This is a genomic window from Shewanella loihica PV-4 (genome assembly GCF_000016065.1).
Lineage (GTDB): Bacteria > Pseudomonadota > Gammaproteobacteria > Enterobacterales > Shewanellaceae > Shewanella > Shewanella loihica.
In genome coordinates, this window is record NC_009092.1 from 3,648,117 (window position 1) to 3,669,295 (window position 21,179).

At 55.8% G+C, this 21,179-nt stretch carries 15 protein-coding genes; 7 read left to right on the forward strand and 8 right to left on the reverse strand.

Features of this window, described 5'->3' with window-relative positions:
- Nucleotides 1-9: 9 nt before the first annotated feature.
- A complete protein-coding gene (ung, locus tag SHEW_RS15900; RefSeq protein WP_011866869.1) occupies nucleotides 10-678 on the reverse strand; it encodes a uracil-DNA glycosylase in 669 nt (222 codons plus the stop codon).
- A 133-nt stretch (nucleotides 679-811) separates the two neighbouring features.
- Here ung and SHEW_RS15905 point away from each other — a divergent pair, with 133 nt between their 5' ends.
- Together SHEW_RS15905 and SHEW_RS15910 are read left to right on the forward strand one after the other, a co-directional pair.
- Nucleotides 812-1,348, forward strand: coding sequence for a type II secretion system protein (locus tag SHEW_RS15905; protein WP_011866870.1), 537 nt, complete (start codon nucleotides 812-814; stop codon nucleotides 1,346-1,348).
- A gap of 119 nt (nucleotides 1,349-1,467) precedes the next feature.
- Nucleotides 1,468-1,785, forward strand: a complete 318-nt coding sequence (locus SHEW_RS15910; protein ID WP_011866871.1) for a DUF3144 domain-containing protein — start codon at nucleotides 1,468-1,470, stop codon at nucleotides 1,783-1,785.
- A gap of 108 nt (nucleotides 1,786-1,893) precedes the next feature.
- Here SHEW_RS15910 and SHEW_RS15915 read toward each other — a convergent pair whose 3' ends face one another.
- The 4 genes from SHEW_RS15915 to ppk1 form a co-directional block, all read right to left on the reverse strand.
- On the reverse strand, nucleotides 1,894-2,508 hold the full coding sequence (locus SHEW_RS15915; protein WP_011866872.1) for a LysE family translocator: 615 nt from the start codon (nucleotides 2,506-2,508) through the stop codon (nucleotides 1,894-1,896).
- Between the two features lie 21 nt (nucleotides 2,509-2,529).
- Nucleotides 2,530-4,131: a S10 family peptidase gene (locus SHEW_RS15920; RefSeq protein ID WP_011866873.1), complete on the reverse strand. Its 1,602-nt coding sequence runs from the start codon at nucleotides 4,129-4,131 to the stop codon at nucleotides 2,530-2,532.
- Nucleotides 4,132-4,276: 145 nt separating this feature from the next.
- Nucleotides 4,277-5,785 carry a Ppx/GppA phosphatase family protein gene (locus tag SHEW_RS15925; RefSeq protein WP_049766588.1) on the reverse strand — a complete coding sequence of 503 codons (1,509 nt, stop codon included), beginning with the start codon at nucleotides 5,783-5,785 and terminating at the stop codon, nucleotides 4,277-4,279.
- A gap of 56 nt (nucleotides 5,786-5,841) precedes the next feature.
- Nucleotides 5,842-7,977 carry a polyphosphate kinase 1 gene (gene ppk1 / locus SHEW_RS15930; protein ID WP_041406706.1) on the reverse strand — a complete coding sequence of 712 codons (2,136 nt, stop codon included), beginning with the start codon at nucleotides 7,975-7,977 and terminating at the stop codon, nucleotides 5,842-5,844.
- A 364-nt stretch (nucleotides 7,978-8,341) separates the two neighbouring features.
- Here ppk1 and SHEW_RS15935 point away from each other — a divergent pair, with 364 nt between their 5' ends.
- Nucleotides 8,342-8,881: a thioredoxin family protein gene (locus SHEW_RS15935; RefSeq protein ID WP_011866876.1), complete on the forward strand. Its 540-nt coding sequence runs from the start codon at nucleotides 8,342-8,344 to the stop codon at nucleotides 8,879-8,881.
- A 180-nt stretch (nucleotides 8,882-9,061) separates the two neighbouring features.
- Here SHEW_RS15935 and SHEW_RS15940 read toward each other — a convergent pair whose 3' ends face one another.
- Nucleotides 9,062-11,638 carry a TonB-dependent receptor plug domain-containing protein gene (locus SHEW_RS15940; RefSeq protein WP_041406707.1) on the reverse strand — a complete coding sequence of 859 codons (2,577 nt, stop codon included), beginning with the start codon at nucleotides 11,636-11,638 and terminating at the stop codon, nucleotides 9,062-9,064.
- A 612-nt stretch (nucleotides 11,639-12,250) separates the two neighbouring features.
- Between SHEW_RS15940 and SHEW_RS15945 the strand changes: the two genes are divergently transcribed.
- The 3 genes from SHEW_RS15945 (at nucleotide 12,251) to SHEW_RS15955 (ending at nucleotide 17,235) form a co-directional block, all read left to right on the forward strand.
- Complete coding sequence (locus SHEW_RS15945) at nucleotides 12,251-13,699, forward strand: sigma-54 interaction domain-containing protein (RefSeq protein WP_011866878.1); 1,449 nt, start codon at nucleotides 12,251-12,253, stop codon at nucleotides 13,697-13,699.
- 181 nt (nucleotides 13,700-13,880) lie between these two features.
- Nucleotides 13,881-15,323 (forward strand): cytochrome c oxidase accessory protein CcoG, encoded by a 1,443-nt coding sequence (gene ccoG / locus SHEW_RS15950; protein WP_011866879.1) that lies wholly within the window; start codon nucleotides 13,881-13,883, stop codon nucleotides 15,321-15,323.
- A 316-nt stretch (nucleotides 15,324-15,639) separates the two neighbouring features.
- Nucleotides 15,640-17,235, forward strand: a complete 1,596-nt coding sequence (locus SHEW_RS15955; protein ID WP_011866880.1) for an AMP-binding protein — start codon at nucleotides 15,640-15,642, stop codon at nucleotides 17,233-17,235.
- Nucleotides 17,236-17,384: 149 nt separating this feature from the next.
- On the opposite strand, the gene SHEW_RS15960 is transcribed toward SHEW_RS15955, so the two are convergent.
- Entirely contained in the window at nucleotides 17,385-17,897 is a 513-nt protein-coding gene (locus SHEW_RS15960) for a lipocalin family protein (protein WP_011866881.1), read from the reverse strand.
- Nucleotides 17,898-18,255: 358 nt separating this feature from the next.
- Between SHEW_RS15960 and SHEW_RS15965 the strand changes: the two genes are divergently transcribed.
- Nucleotides 18,256-19,236 carry a DUF4382 domain-containing protein gene (locus SHEW_RS15965; protein ID WP_011866882.1) on the forward strand — a complete coding sequence of 327 codons (981 nt, stop codon included), beginning with the start codon at nucleotides 18,256-18,258 and terminating at the stop codon, nucleotides 19,234-19,236.
- A 61-nt stretch (nucleotides 19,237-19,297) separates the two neighbouring features.
- Here SHEW_RS15965 and SHEW_RS15970 read toward each other — a convergent pair whose 3' ends face one another.
- Nucleotides 19,298-21,160 carry an ABC transporter transmembrane domain-containing protein gene (locus tag SHEW_RS15970; RefSeq protein ID WP_011866883.1) on the reverse strand — a complete coding sequence of 621 codons (1,863 nt, stop codon included), beginning with the start codon at nucleotides 21,158-21,160 and terminating at the stop codon, nucleotides 19,298-19,300.
- Nucleotides 21,161-21,179 lie beyond the last annotated feature (19 nt).

Below are 21,179 nucleotides of genomic sequence, written 5' to 3' on the forward strand. Positions count from 1 at the left end.
GTCTGGTTTTTATACCTGCCAGTCGATAGGCGCCTCGCCAGAGGCCTTTAACAACTCGTTGATTTTTGAGAAGTGTTTACAGCCAAAGAAACCTCGGTAGGCAGAGAGCGGTGAAGGGTGAGGCCCGCTCACCAGATGGTGCTGCTCCGCCTGGATAAGCTTGCTCTTCTTCATGGCGTGGCCGCCCCACAGCACGAAAATAATCGGGCGCTCCTGCTCATTAAGCTGCCTCAAGGCGTTGTCGGTAAAGGTCTCCCACCCCGCCTTGGCATGGGAGTGCGCCTTACCCTGCTCTACCGTGAGTACAGTATTGAGCATCAAGACGCCCTGCTCTGCCCACTTCGCCAGATAGCCATGATCTGGGATCTCAAAGCCATCGATATCACTGGCCAGCTCCTTATACATGTTCACCAAAGATGGCGGCACCTTCACCCCGGGCTGCACCGAGAAGCAGAGGCCGTGCGCCTGGCCCTCGCCGTGATAAGGGTCTTGACCAATCAACACCACCCTAACCTTATCCAGCGGCGTTAGCTCGAAGGCGCTAAACACCTGATCCTTTTCCGGATAGATCGCCTTACCGGCATCGCGCTCACCTTGCACGAAAGCCTGCAACTGGCCAAAATAGGCTTGCTTGGCCTCCTGGTCAATAAAATCTTGCCATTGGCTGATCTCTGTCATAGCTATCTCTTTATATTTTTTCGAAAAAAACTTAGAATCGAGTGATATTTACGGTGTTATCCGGCTCATGCAGAGCAAAACGCCACATTCAAGCTTACCGAGAGTAGTCTCTGCATACCCAAGAGGTTTTACGATGTCCTTGGCGCATAAACGCGGTTTTACCCTTATCGAACTCGTGGTCGTTATCATAGTGCTGGGGATCCTGGCGGTGACCGCCCTGCCAAAATTTATCAATCTCTCCCAGGACGCTCAAGTCGCCAGCGTCAAGGCGACCGGCGGCGCCTTCAAGTCCGGTATCGACATGGCCCGCGCCGTCTGGGCCGTTCGCGTCGGCTCAGGCCCGGCGGAAAACCTCAAGACCTTCGGTGACGACGAAGCCGGCGAGATGGATTTTAACGCCAATGGCTGGCCGGCGCAGCACTACTTTACCGATAACGAGGCCTCGCCGCAGCTGGACAACGTAGAAGATTGTATCTCGGTGTGGGAGACAGTGTTTCAGGGCGACGAGCCCAGCGTCTCACGCAGCGATGCCCAGACGAGCACAGATTATAAAGCCAACTATATCAGCGTGAACCAGTGTCGCTACAACCTGAGCGACAATCAAAACCTCGGCATCTACTATGACTCACGGGATGGCCGGGTGCTGGTCGACAGCGATCCCGCCAGTTAACCCTGCGGCGCGCATTGGGATTGGCGATACAGATCCCATTACCTCTAAATCTATGCTTCATTAACGGCTAATTTACGTTACTATGCCAGCATACTATTGACCTACCTGTGAGCATGCGCATGTCAGAACAGCAAAAAGAAACCACTATTTTTCAGTTAGCCGACAAGTTTATCGCCTTAGCCAACGAGCTTAGCGCCGAGGAGCAGGATATCGCCAAGGTAGGCACCGCCCTGCGTTTCGCCGCCGCCCGCTTCAACGCCTTCGAGGCCGCGCTGAAATCTGCCGACCTTAAGGCAGAAAAAGCCAACGCACTGGAGTGGTTTACCAAAGAATACAAGGATATGTTGAACGATAACCTAGACGATCATATCGACAATCCCCCATCGGCTCAGCAAGAGCCAGCCAAAGATGACGCCGTTCAGGTCTTTAACGGCTAGTCTGCTAATCGACATAGCCAGATAAAACAATGCGGCTAAGGAATATTCCTTAGCCGCATTTTTATGACTTCTTCAAAGCTTATGCGAATTAAGCAAAGCCTATTGCCGCTAGAGGGTCACCAGCACCCGCACCGCCAGCAGAATCAACACCACGCCAGAGAGCTTGTCGATCAGCGCCGCCTTCTCCCTTAGCTTAGGCAGTACGGATTTGTGCGACAGCAAGAACGCAATCAAGGTATACCAGAGGCCATCGACCACCAGCGGCGTCAACACGATAAGCGACTTGCCCCACAGCTCGTCGGCCACCATCACAAACTGGCTGAAGAGCGCCAGAAAGAACAGCATGATCTTAGGGTTAAACAGCGAGATGGCAATGCCATCGCGGGCCGCCGTCAACCAATCTGTCGACTTACCCGCCGCCAGCTTGTCCGACATACCGCCCTTGGAGCGCAGCGCCTGCACGCCGATATAGGCAAGATAGAGGGCGCCGAGGATCGCTATGCCATTGAACACCAGTGGGGCCTGTTTAAGCAGCACCGCCAGCCCCAGCAGGGTCACCAAAGCGTAGACACCTATGCCAATGGAGTGCGCCCAGGCGCAGACGATGCCGTTGGCCCGGCCACCGCCCAGGGTATGACGCACCACCATGGCCAGACTCGGCCCGGGCGACATGGCGCCCAAACAACAGATGGCCAACAACCCCAGCCACGCACTAAAACTCATCTTATCTCCTCGCTCTCCTGATTAGTCCGCCTGATAGAACTGGCGAATATCCTTAGCCAGCGCCTTTAGCGACGAGGGCTCAATATACATCATATGGCCCGCCTCGTAGTAGTGCATCTCCACGCGGCTATTGTCTATGCCGTTATCGGCCAGGGTGTTTTCGGTGGCGAAGAAGGGGGTGGCAAAATCATAGTAACCATTGGCCACCAGGATTCTGAAATCCTTGTTCTCACGCTGGGCGCGACCGAGATAGGGGGCGACATTCACATAGTGCATCTGCTTACCGCTGATGTTCCAGTTCCAGCCACGGTTAACGTCGACCGAGAGCACGTTAAAGGGACGGGTGATCTTCACCCCGAGATCCTGATACAGATATTGATGAATCGCCGCCGTGTAGGCGCCATCTATGCCATAGCCAGATGGGTCGGCATCGGTACGCTCGCCGCCGCTGTCATAGTCTACGCCCAGATAACGACTGTCCAAACGCCCCACGGTGCGATCTTCATCCCTGAGCAACTGCTTGGTATAACGGCTGGCGCTGACTCTCAGATTCACCCTGTCCAGGTAATCCTCTGTTAGTCCGGTAAAGCGTGCCAGCTGTTGGCGCACCGCCTGGTATTGAGCTTGGGGCAAACGAGTACCCTTAAGCAGCGCCAGGGCATAATCGTTCATCGCAAACTGACGCGCCGCCTCGACGAAGGCGCTCAGCCCCATCGCCTTATCGGTCGCAGCAACCCTGTCATGGTAGAAGGCGGTGGCCGCCATGGTCGGCAGGAAGCCAATGTAAGGCTGATTGTTGCCGGGCTGATAGCGGGCATGGCTAAAATCGAGAATCGATGAGATCAGCATGACGCCATTGACCGAAATATCTGTCCAGCCAGATTGCAGCTCGTCCACCAATGCCGCGGCGCGGGTGGTGCCATAACTCTCACCGGCGATATACTTGGGCGAGTTCCAGCGGCCATGTTCAATGAGCCAGCGACGAATAAACTCGGCAATCGATTGGGCGTCCTCTTTCACCCCCCAGAAGTCCTGGCCCTTGTGTTCACCCAGCGCGCGGCTAAAGCCTGTGCCCACGGGATCGATAAACACCAGATCCGACTTATCCAGCATGGAAAATTCGTTATCCACTAAGTGATAAGGCGCGGCGCCATCGTCCTGGGCATCACCCGGCACCACCACACGCTTAGGCCCAAACAGTCCCATGTGTAGCCAGAGCGAGGCCGAGCCAGGGCCGCCGTTAAACACGAAGGTCACGGGGCGTGGCTGACTGGCCTCGATTTTGGTGCGCAGATAGGTGACCGAGAAGATACTGGCCAGCGGCTTGTCCTTGTCATCTTCTAAGATGGTTTCCGAGGCGATGGTCTCATAGTGCACCCGCTCGCCATTGATCTTTACCTGACCCGTGGTTTGATAGACCTTGGCCTCTGGCGCCTGTGCCTCTGTCTTGGCAGGCTTGCCGTTAGACTTCTCCTGAGCCGCCTGACCGGGAAGGCTCAGAAGCAGCAGCGACAGGCCAGCCGCCCCCAGCAATTGCTTGGAGAGCTTGAGTCGCGATAGGGAATGAGTCAAATGATTGTACAGATTTAGACCTGAGTGTCGCCGCGTAAAAATATCAGCCATGGAGCGCGTCCTATTATTGTTATTGTCGATTTTGGCCGGTCAGCTTACAAAGAATCCCAAAGCGTCGCAAAGCATCAATTGCAAACAAATTTTTCACGTTCAGTGAAGGGCCGCTAGTGAATCGACGGCCCTTGTCGTGCCCCGCTTAACTCTCCAGCCTCAGGCTAAGGCCCAGCTCGCGCATATGCTTCTTCTCCCGCTTGAGATCCTTAAGTAGCAGGTCCACCCGCGCACTCTGCTCGGGCAGCAGCGCCAGTTCATTGGTGTCCAGCGGCGCGCAGCTTAGGCGCAGGCTCTGAGCGACCCGGCCGAGATTAACCAAGATGGCGAGGCGCAGCAGACACAACAAGCGCACCATCAGCTGGCGCCGTCCATCCGGCAGGGCGTTGAGCTGCTCGAACTGCGGCTTCTTTCGCTGATTGCCAATAAGCAGCGCCAGATCCTGCTGCAGATCCTGGCTAAAGCCCGGCAGATCGCTGTTGGCTATGATATAGCCGCCATGCTTATGGTGGGAGCGGGAGTTGATGTGTATGCCTATCTCATGCAGGGTCGCGGCATAGGCCAGCAGCCTCGCCTGGGGACGGATCTCCCAGGCATCGGCCACCGACTCGAACAGCGCCATGGCGCTTTTACACACCCTGGCGCCTTGAGCCATATCCACATGATAGAGCTGAGCAATACTGTCTACGGTGCGATGGCGCACATCATGATACTGACCTATCTGCGCCAGCTCGTAGAGCACGCCTTCACGCAGGGCCGCCGGGGTAAAGCTAAGCTGCTGGATCTCCAGACGGCGAAAGAAGCTGAGCAGAATGGCCAGCCCCGCCGGCACCAGTATGATGCGCTTGCGATCGATATTGGCAAAATCTAGCCTGTCCACATGACCCGCCTCTATCAGGAAGCGCTTGAGACGCTTGAGCTGACTCAGGGTCACGAGGGCATAGTGGCCGGGCTCGATATCGCTCTCTTGTGTCTCTTCACTGGCACCCTCACCAGCCAGCCTCTCCCACCGCGCCAGTTCCGCCAAGGCCTCGCAGATCGCCTTGACCGAGCCAGAGCTACCCAGCACCAGCTCCCAGTCAGCCTCGAAATATTCCTTGGAAAGCGAGGAGAACTGCCTGTCGGCAGCGGCCTGAGCGGCACGAAAGGCCGCCGTGGTCAATGTGCCATCTTCGAAGAAGCGCTCGTTAAAGCTGACGCAGCCGCAGCGCAGGCTGGAGAGTTTCACCGGCTGGTGTTTCTCGCCAATCACCACCTCGGTGGAACCGCCGCCAATATCGATTACCAAATTATTGCGCGCCAACACCTGACTCTGGGCGATACCCGAATAGATAAGCCTGGCCTCTTCGTGGCCGGAGATCACCTCGATGGGAAAGGGGATGATCTTCAGCGCCGCCTTGAGAAACTTGTCGCGATTCTTGGCGACTCTCAGGGTATGGGTCGCCACCAGACGGATCTGAGTCTCAAGGAGATCGGAAAAACGCTGACCGAAGTTTCTCAGGCATTCTAGGCCGCGGGCCATCGCCTCGTCAGACAGGTAGCCCTCGGCGTTGAGCCCCTGAGCCAGACGGACCTGCTCCTTCTCCCTGTGGAGGATCTGCAGACTGCCGTCCTGCTCCCTGGCAATCATGAGATGAAAACTGTTTGAGCCCATGTCGATAGCGACAAAATGGCGTTGTGTGACTAAGGCCAAAGTTCCTCCAATAGGGGCTAGCTGGCGGCCAGCAGTGGATAGTTGGGCTTAGGCTCGCTCGATGTCTCTTCGGCTTTGATGCGCGCCTTGGCCTGTTTCTCATACTGGCTAAGATATTGATGTATGGCGATTTGAGATCTTACCTTACGCTTATTGCCGCGGCCGCGATAGGGGTTACTCTGATCTTGGTTGATGATCCTCGCCTTGGTGTTGTCCCCCAGCTGCAGCTGCAGTATGTCGATGATCATCTGCTTCAGATCAGGATCATAGATGGGGGTACTCACCTCGATGCGGCTGTCGATGTTGCGGCTCATCCAGTCGGCGGAGCAGAGGAACACCAGATTCTCGCCGCCGGCGTGGAATACCATGACGCGAGAGTGCTCCAGGAAGCGATCCACTATGCTGATCACCTGAATGTTATCGCTGATCCCCGGGATCTGCGGCACCAGTGAACACATGCCGCGAATGATCAGCTTAACGCCGACCCCTGCCATGGAGGCCTCATATAGCTTGTTGATCAGCTGCTCGTCCACCAGGTTGTTGAGCTTGAGGGTGATGGCCGCCTTGCCGCCACAACGTGCGTTAAGGATCTCGCGATCGATAAGCGCCGTCAGCTTCTGCCTGGCATCGAAGGGGCTGACCAGCAGGTGCTGGAAGTTGTCGCGTCGATACGGATGCTCAATCAGGTCGAACACCTGCTCCACCTCCCGCGCTATCTCCTGATTGGCGGTAAACAGCGACAGATCCGTGTAAACCTTGGCGGTGCCCTCGTTGAAGTTGCCCGAGCCGATATGACAGTAGAGGCGGGTCTCACCCTGCTCTTCCCGGCCGATGAGGCACAGCTTGGAGTGCACCTTGAGGCTAGGGATACCATGATGCACCTTGACCCCGGCCTCGGCCAGGATCCGGGTCCATTCTATGTTGTGCTCCTCGTCGAAGCGCGCCCTAAGCTCGATCACCGCGGTCACCTGCTTGCCGTTCTTCACCGCGTCCATCAGCGAGTGCATCACCCGCGACTTCTTGGCCACCCGGTAGAGGTTGATCTTGATAAACTTCACCGCCGGGTCGTAAGCCGCCTGACGCACCATCTCGGTAAAATGAGAAAACTTATGGTAGGGATAGTTGAGCATGATGTCGCCGCGGGCGATGGCATCGAAGCTATTGCTGCAACGCTGGAAACCTGCGCTGTCCAGTGCCGGCAGCTTAGCATTCTCCAGATACTTGCGCCCTGGGTTGGGGAAGGCGATGAAGTCCTTGAAGCTGTGATAACGCCCGCCGGGCACCAGACACTCGGTGGAACTGATCCCCAGCTGCTCCTTAATCATCGCCAGCATATGCTCCGGCATCTGTCTGTCATACACAAGGCGCACCGGCTCGGCGGTGAGGCGCTGCTTGAGGCCGCGGGTCATCTTTTCCAGCTGGCTCTGGTCCAACTCGTCGGCAATATCGAACTCGGCATCGCGGGTCAGCTTCATCGAATAGGCGTCGATAGACTCATACTCGAAGAAGGGCGAGAGCAGGTCATCCAGGCAGTGACGTATGATGTTATCTAATAAGATCAGATACTTCTTACTCATAGGCTTGCCGGTAGGCAGCTCGACAAAACGGGGCACGTTCTTGGTCGGCACCTCCACCAGGGCGTATTGGCGTCTGTCCTTGCTGTGCAGACAGACCGCCAGGTAGGTGGCGTTGTCGGTGAGGTGTTTCACCATAGACCTGTTATTGCCTATGATCAGCGGCGCAATATGACGCTTGAGGTGGTCACGAAAATAGACCCTCAGCCACTGGCTGTGAAAATCACTCAGCTGCCCCTCGTTGATAAGCAAAATGTTGCGGCGGATAAGCTCGCGCATCAACTCGGTATAGATGCTATCGAAGCGCTCCTGCAATGCCAGCACCCGGGTCTGGATCTTGGCCATCAGGTGACGGCTATTGCTACGGCCATCTTGCAGGCTCGACAGCATGATGCTGCGGCGCACCTGGGCGACCCTGACCCTGAAAAACTCATCCATGTTGCTGGAAAATATCCCCAGAAAACGCACCCGCTCTACCAGCGGTACCTCGCTGTCGCAGGCTTCTTGCAACACGCGTTCATTAAACGACAACCAGGACAGTTCCTTGTCGATAAACATCTTGTCGGAATTGGGAGACACTCGACTACTCCTTTGAGCGCAGGGAAACGGCGGCTTCATTGCATCTTTGCCACACCACAGGCCAGCGCGAGGCGATTAGCGTCGGGCGCAAGCTATCGGCAGGGCGTAAAAAGAATTTCCATTAGCAGCAGATTACTTCAGTAGGATGTCATATTTATGACAAGCTCCCTTTAGCCTATGTGCTATCGCGATCGGGATAAGCTTTTGAACTTAAGAGGGTTGCATAGAGTCAGAAGGGGTATCATGATGGCGCGGCAAATCCTCTGCTACACCCGGATAGCAAGCTGTGCCCAAAGACCTAGCAAACCTAGGCAAAACCCATCATCAACCACTCATCACAAACCATAGGACACCAGGCATCACAATGAACAACATCTTACTGGTCAGCGCCCTCACCCTAAGCCTGCTACTCGGGCTATTTGTCTGGCTCAGCTACAAGAAGCTCAAGGGCAGCCAGATCCCAACGGGTGTCTTGGCAGTGCTGCTGGTGTTTGCGCTAATCAACGGCGCCGTGAGTTATTTTATTGCCCCCAAGGCCGGCGATGATGCCTATAAGCAGCTGGTGTGGCAGTCGCTAAGCCCAAATGCTATCCCAGACCAACTGGCCCAGGGCAAGACGGTGTTTGTGGATGTCAGCGCCGACTGGTGCAACATCTGTAAGGCCAACAAAGACAGGGTGCTACATCAGGCCGTGGTGGTTGAGCGGCTAAAGGATAAGGATATGGTGTTGATGCGCGGCGACCTCACCCAGAGCGATGCCAGGATAGAGGCCTACCTGGCTCAGTATCAGGCCTATGGCGTGCCCTTTAACATCGTCTACAGTCAGGCTCACCCCGATGGCTTAGTCCTGCCAAGAGTGCTGTCAATCGATGATCTGTTAAGCGCCCTGCCTCCGCGCGACTAGCCTGATGCTTGATAAAGTTGCGGAATTTCCGCAGGTTTATGCTCAGCGCCCTGCCTCCGCGCGGCTAGTCGCCAGCCAGACTCAAACAAAAGCAAAAAAAGAAGGCTGCAAGGCAGCCTTCTTATCATTTCAATTGCTAGCGCCTAGTGATTTTAATCACTAACGCCTAGGACGCCGAGATTAGAAGCGGTAGTTCACGCGACCATAGTAGTAGCCACCGTTGTAATCGAACGGGCCACTCTCATAGTAGATCGCACCTAGCTCACCACGGGTACCGTCTTTGAGCTTCTGCGCCTCCTGATCGAACAGGTTGTTGGCACCGATAGAGACAGTCAGGCTATCGAGGAACTGATAGCTTAGCTCCAGATCCACGGTCACCGCAGAATCGGCCATCTCAGAGCCCCAATCCGAGGTATCGTCGGCGTGGGTCGCATAGTACTCACCGAAGTAGTTACCACGCAGCGACATGCTGAATCTGTCCCAAGACTGCGCCCAGGTCAGAGTCGCACGGTGAGCCGGAATACCATCTTCTAGACGACGCACCTTACCCTCATCTGTGGTATTTGGGTTGTACTTGTCGACGCTAGTATCAGTCCAGCCATAGGCCAGGCTGAACTTGGTATCGCCCGACAATAGCTGAGTGTCGTATGAGGCCACCAGATCGATACCCTGAGTCGTGGTATCGAAGTCGTTGGTGTAGTAAGTCACCGCAGAAATAAGCTCAGGGAACTCGACACCGGCGGCGCGCAGCGCGTCATAGTCTTTCGCCTCAACTTCAATCTGGCTTGACTGCGCGATACGGCCTGTCACCTCGATGTTGTAGTAATCCAGAGTCACGAAAAGATTTTCGTGCTCGAACACGGCGCCGAGGGCGTAACTGACAGACTCCTCAGGCTTAAGCACCTTACCGCCATAGAAGGCCGACAGCGGATCGGTTGGCGGCGCGATAAAGGTCTGGATCAGGTCACCGTTAACGATGGAGGTCTGAGTGTTGACCACGTTCTCCTGACCCACGGTCGGCGCACGGAAACCTGTGCTGTGTGACGCGCGGAAAGAGAGATCGTCGGTAGCCGTGAACTGAGCAGTCAGCTTGTAGTTCAGGGTGTCACCGAAGGTAGAGAAGTCCTCGTAACGCAGCGCGGCGCCAAGCAACCAGCGCTCGCCCAAATAGGCTTCCATGTCGGCATAGACGCCTATGTTGTTACGTGAGTTCTTACCAGCAGACTCTGGGCCGAAACCCTTGAAGCCGTGAGAGCCGATGTTGAAGCCCTGGTCGGCGTATGGGCCGGCAATCCAAGAGGCTTCTTCGCCCTGAGTGATCTCGAACGACTCTTCGCGCCACTCGAAACCTGTCGCGAAGCTGATATCTTCGACGCTGCCCAGGGTGAGCATGCGCGAGAAGTCCAGGTTAACCGTGGTCTCGGCCTGCTCATAGGCACCGGTTTCAAAGTCGGTCGGTGTGTCTAAGCCCAGTGACGGGTTAAGCGAATTCTTCAGGCTGAAGGTCGACTTGTTGTTACCCATACCCGCGCTGAAATCATAGTTCCAGGCACCGAGCTCGCCTTTAACGCCGGCGAAGAAAGAGGTGTCTTCCACAGTACCGGCAAACTGCGGCGTATAACCGCCAGGACGCAGCTGGTTCATAGCGAAACAGTTAGGATCGGCCAGCATCGCCTTGTAGGCATCTGTCTCGAGCACGTTACCGTCGCTACCATCTGCATTCTTTGGAATTGGCACCACGGCACAGGTAGAAGGATCGCCATTGACCGCACCCACCAACAGGGTTTCACCGCCATCTAACGAGTAGACGTTGCCGCGATTGTGGGGGTTACGATAGTAGAAACCACCGACCACATCGCGCGAAGAGAGGTTACCAAAGGCGTACAGACGCGCATTGTCGTTGATGTCGTAGCCAGAGTTAAGGAAGAAGCTGTAGTCATCCTTGATCTCAGGGTTACCCCATACCTGGGCAGGGTCTTGGACGAAGGTGTTGCCCTGCTCAATCAGGTTGGCCGCATCCGGACGCTGCATGCTGCGGCTGGTCGCATCGGCATTCTTATATTGCAGACTGAGGTTCACAAACCCAGCGTCTGACAGAGGGAGTCCCACGTTGGCATCGATAGTGGTAGTGGCACCGTCGCCCTCATAGTATTCGCCTTGGCCGACCGTGATAGAGCCACCTTCGGCATCATCTTTAAGCACAAAGTTCATCACACCCGCGATGGCATCTGAACCATATTGCGCCGCCGCACCGTCACGTAGCACCTCTACTTGTTTCAGCGCCGCACTCGGAATGACCGAGATATCCGGGCCCTGGGCACCATCGTTGATGCCACCGCCCTGGAAGGCGATCACCGAGGCGCGGTGACGACGTTTGCCGTTGACCAATACCAAGGTGCTGTCTGACGGCAGACCACGTAGGTTGACCGGACGGATCAGGGTTGCCGCATCACTGATGGGCTGGGCACGGGAGTTGAAAGAAGGCACAGTGGTGACCAGCATGTCGATCATGTCGGTAGAACCATTCTTCTTCAGATCATCGCTGCTAATGATATCGATAGGTACCGGCGAATCGCCGATAGAGCGTGGCGCAGAACGTGTTCCCACCACGGCAATTTTTTCAATATTCTGAGACGCTTCTGCCTGCTGATCATCGGCCAACGCCTGTGTACTCGCTAACGACCCTGTCAATGCCAAAGAGATGGCAAAACTCAGCGCACTGACGCCGAAACCTTTATTTTTATGTGTTGTCATCATTTTTCCCGCATAGTTTTTTTTATATTTCGCCATCATTCGCGTCTTTCTCACACGAACCACCACAGGCATACCCCAGAGTGAAATGAATACATTTCATTTACACTTTTATAACAAACAAAAAATAATTGCTAATACTAATTGGTCTAATTTAGACGAGAGCAGAAGACACTAGCAGACTAAAAATCGAACAAATACGTGGCGTTCACGATAAAACTCCAAAAAGATTAATCATTAAAGCTCAAACAGTTTCGATTAAAGCAAATATTCAAAAGATGCGAAAAACGTTAACCGACGATTAACATCTACCTCTAAGGAGATAGCAAAGTGGTCTTCTAGACAGGCGCTCTAGCATTAGTGCCAGAGCAGCTAAGATAGATTAGCGAAATATCGTGGAAAGGCTTGATGACGCCATTCAAGAAAACGGGCTAATATAGGGGCTAAGTGAGAGGTTAGTTTAAATGCTCATTTAAAGGCTGAGCGACATTTAGTGAATGACTTTTCTAAAGACTTACTAAGAGTCACTGTTAGAGAATGGCTCTCCACGCCTAGCATACGGGCCTCATATTCAGAGTGAGATAGCACGACAATCATTGCCAGCAAGGAGCGGCGAACATGGCTTGTAAACATCCAAGGGTCGATGATGCCCATGTGGACTTTCTACCCGAGAACAAACTGCTGCTCAACGCGGTAGGCGAAGGGATCTACGGCTTCGACCTAGAGGGCAACGCCGTCTTTATCAACCCTGCCGCCGAGCGGATGACGGGCTGGAAGGCCGAGGAGCTGCTGGGTAAGAACATCCACGACTGTCACCACCACAGCCACGCCGATGGCAACCCCTATCCCCAGGAAGAGTGCCCCATCTACAACACGCTGCACGACGGCATTGCCCGGGAGATCAGCCATGATCTCTTCTGGCGCAAGGACGGCAGCAGCTTTCCGGTGCACTACACCTCGACCCCCGTCTACAAAAACGACCGTCTTATCGGCGTGGTCGCGATATTTCGCGATATTAGCATTCAGAAGCAGACAGAAGCCTCCCTCAGGGAGGCACTGAAACAGGTACAGGCCCTGTCGGAGAAGCTGGCCAACGAGAATGACTACCTGCTCACCGAGCTGGCCAGCCATCGTCAGGAGGTCAATATCTCGGGCGAGAGCGAGACGATACAGTCGCTGATCCAGCAGATAAAACTGGTGGCCAACACCAGCAGTACCGTGCTGATTAACGGCGAGAACGGCACAGGTAAAGAGTTAGTGGCCCGCAACATACATGCGCTCAGCGATCGCAGCGATCAGCCCCTGGTGAGCGTCAACTGCGCCGCCTTCTCCCCCACCCTGCTAGAAAGCGAGCTCTTCGGCCATGAGAAGGGCGCCTTCACCGGCGCCACCAGCCGCCGCAAGGGTCGATTCGAGCTGGCCCACCAGGGCACGCTATTTCTCGATGAGGTGGCCGAGCTTTCCCTCGAGGCCCAGTCTAAGCTGCTCAGGGTGATCCAGGAACAGGAGTTCGAGCGAGTGGGCAGCAGCACTCCCATCAAGGTGGATATCCGCCTGGTTACCGCCACCCATCACGATCTGCTTAAGCGGGTTGAACAGGGGCTGTTCCGCATGGATCTCTACTATCGCCTCAATGTGTTCCCCCTGCATGTGCCGCCCCTGAGGGAGCGGCTGCAAGATATTCCACTACTGGTCAGCGATATCCTGCTCAACCTAAACCATAAGCTGGGCAAGAAGATCAAAGGGGTCAGCAAGCAAGGCATGCAGCACCTGATGGCCTATCACTGGCCCGGCAACGTGCGTGAGCTGCAGAACGTTATCGAGCGTCAGACTATTCTCTGTCACGGTCAGATCCTGCAGATCCCGGCGCTACAGGCCGAGCCGCAGCCCCAAGACAAGGGGGAGTTTCAGACTCTGCAGCAGGTGGAGGCCGCCCATATCCGCCGCACCCTGAAGCGGCTCAACTGGCGTATCTCTGGCCCCAACGGCGCCGCCAACCTGCTCGGGCTGCCCGCCAGCACCCTAAGATCCCGCATGCTCAAGCTGGGGATCAAGCGTCCGGCCTAATTCAATCTTGAGTGATCGCATACAAATTAGCGATATATCGCCAAAGCACGATATATCGCCAATCACAAATAGGTCAATTTGATTAAACTCACATAGTTTCAAACACTTATTAAACGACAAAACTTGGTTCCCAACTTGCATTGGCTGTCGGCAATTCCCCTAGCAAGAGTTTGGAAAGCCAATGAGTCAAGATCTCAGCAGTACAGAGAACCCAATCGCCACCAAGGCCGCCCTGGGCCAGGCCATCCCCGTGACCAACCTGCCGGTGCAGCGCGGTAAGATACACATAAAAGAACAGAAGGGGCGCTTTCAGCGTCTGCGCACCGGCCTCAATAGCCTGCTGATCCTCTTCTTTTTCCTGTTACCCTTCATCCCCTATCAGGGACGCCAGGCGATCCTCTTGGATGTGGAGCGCCAGGAATTTCACTTCTTCAACCTGACCCTGTGGCCGCAGGATTTCACCCTGCTGGCCTGGCTGTTTATCATCGCCGCCTTCGCCCTCTTCTTCGTCACCGTCTTCTGGGGACGCGTCTGGTGTGGCTACCTCTGCCCTCAGACCAGCTGGAGCTTCGCCTTCGTCTGGATAGAGCGGCAGATTGAGGGCAACAGCAACAAGCGTCACGCCCTGGATAAGGCTCCCTGGAGTCTTGAGAAGGTGCTTAAACGCGGCGCCAAGCATCTGGCCTGGGCACTAGCGGGGCTGATCACCGGCTGTGGTTTCATCGCCTACTTCATCCCGGCCAGCGAGCTCTATCCACAGATCTTTACCCTAAGCGCCAGCTTCTGGGTCACCGCCTGGGTCTGGTTCTTCGCCCTGTGTACCTACCTCAACGCAGGCTGGATGCGTGAGCAGATGTGTCTGCACTGCTGTCCCTACGCCCGCTTTCAGTCGGCCATGTTCGACGCCAATACCCTGACCGTCTCCTATGACGCCGCCCGCGGCGAGTCTCGCGGCCCGCGAAAACGCAAACAGGCTACCGATCTCGGCGACTGCGTCGACTGTAATCTGTGTGTCGATGTCTGCCCCACAGGGATAGATATTCGTAACGGCCTGCAATATGAGTGCATCAACTGCGGTGCCTGTGTCGATGCCTGCGACCAGACCATGGATAAATTCGGCTATGACAAGGGCTTGATCCGCTACGCCAGCGAGAACGAGCTGCAGAAGAAGGAAGTAAAACGTTTTACCTCCTTCAAGTTTGTCGGTTATGGCATCGCGGTGATCATCATGCTCAGCGTGTTCGCCCTGGATCTCTATCGTCACCAAAGCATAGATCTCAACGTCATCCGCGACCGCCAGAGCCTCTACCGCGAGGTGGGTGACGGCCGCATCGAAAACAGCTACACCCTGAAGATCCGCAACAAGACCCAGCAGGATCATCAGTACCTTATCAGCCTAAAAGACACAGGCAACCACGGCTTCGCCAAGGAGACCTCACAGCAGGTGTTGATCAAGGCTGGTGAGCAGCTGAGCTATCCGGTAACGGTGTTCGAGCAGAAGCAGGCGGACTTTGTCGGCGCCAAGCTGCAGAAACAGACCATCGCCTTTACGGTCACCAACCTGAGTAACCCCAAGGAGAAGGTCTCCCAGGCCAGCCCCTTCTTTAGCCTGAGCGCCTTCTAAGGGTGCAAGTCTGCCTCGGTGGTGTTACTTGCCACCGGGGCCGACACTTATATGCACGTTTCCCCAATCGCATTCACGCCTCACTCTTAATCCCTCTCCCAATACCCGATAATAACGGCCCCATCAGGTCAGACCAGCACGGTTTTGTCACGCTATAAAAATAGCGATATTAAACAGACAGATAAGTGTTAAACGATTGTTTTATTTTAGGCCGACAGAGGTTGACCTTGGACGCGTTTTAGCACAGTCTAAACACCTGTTTGATTTTTAGCTGCGCCCAAGAATACCGACAATAATAAGCAAAGGAGACGCGTCCATGGCCTATGACTCACATGCCCATGTAGATCTGCAAAAATATGCATCACTGATCGATCTGATCGAAACGGCCGCCGAGCGCTATGGCGACAAGACAGCCTATGTGTGTCTGGGCAAGGCCAGCAGTTTTGCCGATATAGAACGCGACTCCCGCTACTTTGCCGCCTACCTGCAGCAACACACTCAGCTGGAAGTGGGCGATAAGGTCGCCATCCAGCTGCCCAACATCACCCAGTTTGTTATCGCCGCCTATGGCGCGCTCAGGGCCGGCATGATACTGGTCAACACTAATCCCTTGTATACCCAGCGAGAACTGATCCACCAATACAGAGACTCGGATGCCAAGGCCTTGGTGGTGCTGAGCGATCTGCTGCCCACGCTGGAAACTGTGATCCCCGAGACCCAGATAGAGACGGTTATTTCTACCCACCCGCTGGATCTGATAGCAACCCAACCCCAGGCCGACAGCCAGCTCGCCCACATAGGTTTTAACCAGGTATTGGCCCTGGGCAGCCAGGCCGAGTACCGCCCGGTAGAGGTCGCGCAGCAGAGCCTGGCGGCGCTGCAATACACGGGCGGCACCACGGGCCTCTCCAAGGGCGCCATGCTGAGTCACAGCAACCTGCTGGCCAACATGCTGCAGGTGCAGTCGCGCCTGGCCAGCAAGTTTGTCGAGGGCGAAGAGATCTTTATCGCGCCCCTGCCCATCTACCATATCTATGCCTTCATGGTGAACTTCGTCTACTTCGAGCAGGGCGGATGCAGCGTACTCATCCCCAACCCGAGAGACATCAGCGCACTGATTCAGACCATGTCCCAGCATCCCTTCACCGGCTTTGCTGGCCTCAACACCCTGTTTGTCGGTCTGTGCCATCAGCAGTCCTTCCAGGCGCTGGACTTTAGTCACCTCAAGATCACCATCTCTGGTGGCACGGCGCTCACTCAGGCGGCGGCCAGCATCTGGCAATCTACTACGGGCTGCACCATCTCCGAAGGTTATGGCCTATCGGAAACCTCGCCCGTGGTCTCCCTCAACGCGCCGGGGCTCGAGTGTCTTGGCACCATAGGTCGCCCGGTGATCGACACTCAGGTGAAGATCCTCGACGCCAGCGAGCAGGAGGTGCCTCAGGGTGAGATAGGCGAGCTGGCGGTCAAGGGGCCACAGGTGATGAGCGGCTACTGGCAGAAGCCAGAGGAGACCGCCAAGGTGATGACCAGCGATGGATTCTTCAAGACAGGGGATATCGCCCTCGCCACTGAAGATGGCATGCACAAGATAGTGGATCGCAAGAAGGATATGATCATCGTCTCCGGCTTCAACGTCTATCCTAACGAGGTGGAAGATGTGCTGGCCGCCCATGAGAGCGTGCTGGAATGCGCCGTAATTGGCGTCGACGACAGCCGTAGCGGCGAGGCCGTCAAGGCCGCCATAGTGCTGCGAGAACCTGAGCTGGCAAACGATGCCACTAAGCAGGCCCTGCTCGAACATTGCCGCGCTCAGCTGGCCGCCTATAAGCTCCCCAAGATAATCGAGTTCATGCCCGCACTGCCGAAATCGACCGTGGGTAAGATACTGAGACGTGAGTTGAGGAAGTAGTCGGCTAAATCAGCGGCTTTGAGTCGAAAGGCCTAAAAAGGGCGCCTTCTCGGGCGCCCTTTTTTATTCAACCCATCATTCCCATTCCTAGATCTTGATTAAAGAGCCCTATCTATTACTCCCAGCTTTCTATTACTCCCAGCTATCTATTACTCCCAAATGAGCGCCTGGGTATCGAACCCCAGCTTCTCTGCTTGGGTGATAAAGGCTTGTCTTACCGACTCATCCACCTCGGGCGTGCGCGCCAGCAGCCAGAGATAGTCGCGATTAAAGCTGGTGATGAAGGCGTACTGATAATCTGCATCCAGACGGTAGATCACATAGGCGCCATAGAAGGGACCGAAGAAGGAGACCTTGAGGTGGCCAATATCGGGCGACTCGACAAAGTAGGCCTTACCCTCGGCGGTTTTCCAGCTTTGTGATTGCGCATCGAAGCCGCGATTGACCACACTCACGCCACCATCGCCCCGCAGTTGATACTCGGCGGTTACCTGGCTCAGGCCGCGCTCGAAGCTGTGATCGAGCCGGGCGATCTCATGCCAGGTGCCCAGGTATCTGGAGAGCTCGAACTCCTCCACCGGCGCTATCCCCTTGGGCGCGCTGGTACAGGCCGTTAGCAGGGTTAACAGACAAATAAGACAAAAGGTGACAGGCCATCTCATCGCGATACTCCACTCATTGAGGTGTATTGGAAAATCAATTCGTTAAATTAATTCGTTAAACTAATTCGTTAAATTAATTCGTCAAATCAATACGCAGGGATCTCGCCTTAGGTTCACAAGCACTAACGCTCTCCTGTGATAATGCTCTCCTGTAATAAAGCTCTCATGTGATACAGCTCTCCTGTGATAAAGCCCGCCTCCCTATCGCACTTTATTTAGGCCATCAAGGGCTGAACCTCCTAAGCGTTAGCCCACTCACAAAGTACAAATTTTAACCAACAAATCCCTGCATTCTGTGCGAGCACTCCTTAGAATAAATAAAACCATTAGAAAAAACTCATTAAAAGGTTTACTCAAGATGCGACCCTTAACTCTACCCTTAGCTTTTTTACCCTTCACCCTCGTTGGCCTTATGCTCAGCGGCTGCGGCGGCTCCGATGACACCAGTCCACCAGAGCCACTCGCCACAGGTACAGTGAGTATCGCCCTGTCCGACTCTCCAATGAGTCAGGTCAGCCGGGTCGAGCTGGTGCTCGATAAACTGGTGATGACAGATGCTCATGGTCAGGTACACACTCAGGATATGGCCCAGCACAGGTTTAACCTGCTGGACTACCAAGGCATGGATAGCCACAGGGTGATCGACGGCCTGGAACTCCCCGCAGGCCAATATCACGACGTACACTTCACCTTGGTTAATGGCGATCAGGCCCAAGGCTGCCTCATCGAAAACGGCCAGGGCCAGCACCCGCTGATGATACAAGATGGCCGCCTGCCCATGGCAAACTTCACCCTGGGCGAACATCAGCACCTTAACCTGACCATGGAGATCGACCTCTACCAGTCAATGCACCTCTTAGACGGCCAATATCAGCTGTCTCATCACGGCATCTACTCCATCGACGACGCCACCATGGGGCACATCTTCGGCGAGATGGACCCTCAATGGATCGCCGATTGTGAGACGCAATACGCAGCGAGTGCCCCCGAGGGCGGCCAGTTCTACCACATGGCCTACCTCTACCCGAGCGAGGTGACCAGCCTGGCACAGATGGGCGATATAGCACAGAGCCGAGACGACGGCCTCTTCTCACCGGTGGCCATCTCCCCCATACGCCAAGACATTAATGGCAACTGGTTCTTTGCCATGGGCTATCTACCTGCCGGCAACTACCGAGTGGGTTACACCTGCCTCGGGCACCTGGACGATCCTGCCCAAAACGATATGACTCAGGGAGCATTTAAGCTGTTTGAAGATGGCGGTGAGATCGCTGTGGAAGATGGCGGCAGAGAAACCCGCCATCAGTGCGGTGGTGGCCACGGCGGCCATAGAGGCTAGCTCATTTTAGGAGTTAAAAAGGGCAGATTAAGCCAGTCTGCCCTTATCTCGCTCTCTTGTCCTAGGCTTCTTCCGAGAGTAGCTGCAGGCTGGCGAACTCGCGGTAGAGGCTGTTGCTCTGCATCAGCTCGCCATGGGTACCGCTGGCGATCAGCTCCCCCTTATCCATCACTAGGATGCGATCGGCGTTGAGCACGGTTGCCAGGCGATGGGCGATGATCAGTGTGGTGCGCCCCTGCATCAGCACATCCAGCGCCTGCTTCACCTTCTGTTCGCTGACCGCGTCCAGGGCACTGGTGGCCTCATCCAGCAGCAATACCGGCCTATCGGCCAATATCGCCCGCGCGATGGCGATACGCTGCTTCTGCCCACCAGATAGACGCACGCCGCGCTCACCCAGATAGGTCTGATAGCCCTCGCTAAAATCAGCAATAAATTCATCGGCGCGGGCGGCGACGCAGGCGGCCTGCACCTCTTCTAAACTGGCGTCGGGGCGGCCGTAACGCACATTTTCCAGCACGCTAGTGGCGAAGATCACCGATTCCTGGGGCACCAGGGCATATTGCTGGCGCAGATCCTGTGGTCGCAGGCTGGCGATGTCGATACCGTCCAGGGCGATCACCCCGCTGTCCAGCACATAGAAGCGCTGCAACAGCTCAAACAGGGTACTCTTGCCGGCGCCGCTCGCCCCCACCAGGGCCACCCGCTCGCCGGGGGCGATATGCAGGCTCAGGCCACGGATCACTTCGACGCCAGCCTGCGCTTCCATCTCCTCAGCACTATCGGCACTGGCCTGAACAGGATAGCTGAAACGCACCTGCTCTAGGCTCAGCTCGCCGCGCACCTTTGCTGGCAAGCTGACTGGTTTTGGCGCCAGAGGAATATCGATAGGCGTCTCCACCAGCTCGATAAGCCGCTCCGTCGCACCGGCGGCGCGCTGGATCTCACCAATCACCTCGCTGATGGTCGCCACGGCGCCCGCCACCATCACGGCATAGAACATGAAGGCGGAGAGCTCGCCCGGGGTTATCGCCTCGCTCATCACATCCTTGGCGCCCACCCAGGTGATCAGGGCGATGGCGAGTATGCTGAGAAACATCACCAGGGAGATGAGGATGGCGCGATACTTGATGCGCCCCCTGGCCGCCTCCATCACGGCCTCGACCCGCTCGGAAAACAGCTGTCTGTCGCGGTCTTCATGGCAATAGGCCTGCACAGTGTGGATCTCGTGCAGCGACTCATCCACATAGGCCCCCAGGTCACCCACCCTGTCCTGGCTTTTACGCGACAACTCGCGCACCTTACGGCCAAAGAAGAAGATAGGCCCCAGCACCAAAGGCACGGCCAGCAACACCAGGGCGGTGAGTTTAAGGCTGGTGATCGCCATCATCACCAGGCCACCCACTACGGTAACGCTGGCGCGCAGCGCCATGGAGAGGCTGGAGCCCACCACAGATTGCAACAGTGTGGCATCGGCGGTGAAGCGGGAGATCACCTCGCCGGTGCGCAGCCTGGCGTAGAAACCGGGCGACAGCTTGAGCAGATGGTCATAGACCTTGAGGCGGATATCGGCGCTTACCCGCTCCCCAAGCCAGGTCATGAGGTAGAAGCGGCAGAAGATGGCGGAGCTGCTCAGGGCGGTGATGCCAATCACCAGCAAGATGATCTCGTTGAGCCGCTCGCCATTTTCCCGCAGGAAGCCCTCATCCACCATGAGGCGCACCCCCTGCCCCAGAGACAGCCAGGCCAGCGAGCCGATAAACAGAAACACAATGGCGGCGATCACTTTGCCGCGATAGGGACGCAGGAAACCACCTATCCAGGGCAAAACGGCTTGCTTAGCTCCTGGTCGCTTAGGTTGGGGGGCTGACCGCTTAGGGCCGGAAGCTGCGTCATGAGAGGCGGATGAGAGAGGTTGAGACAAGCTGGCATTCCTTTTCGGC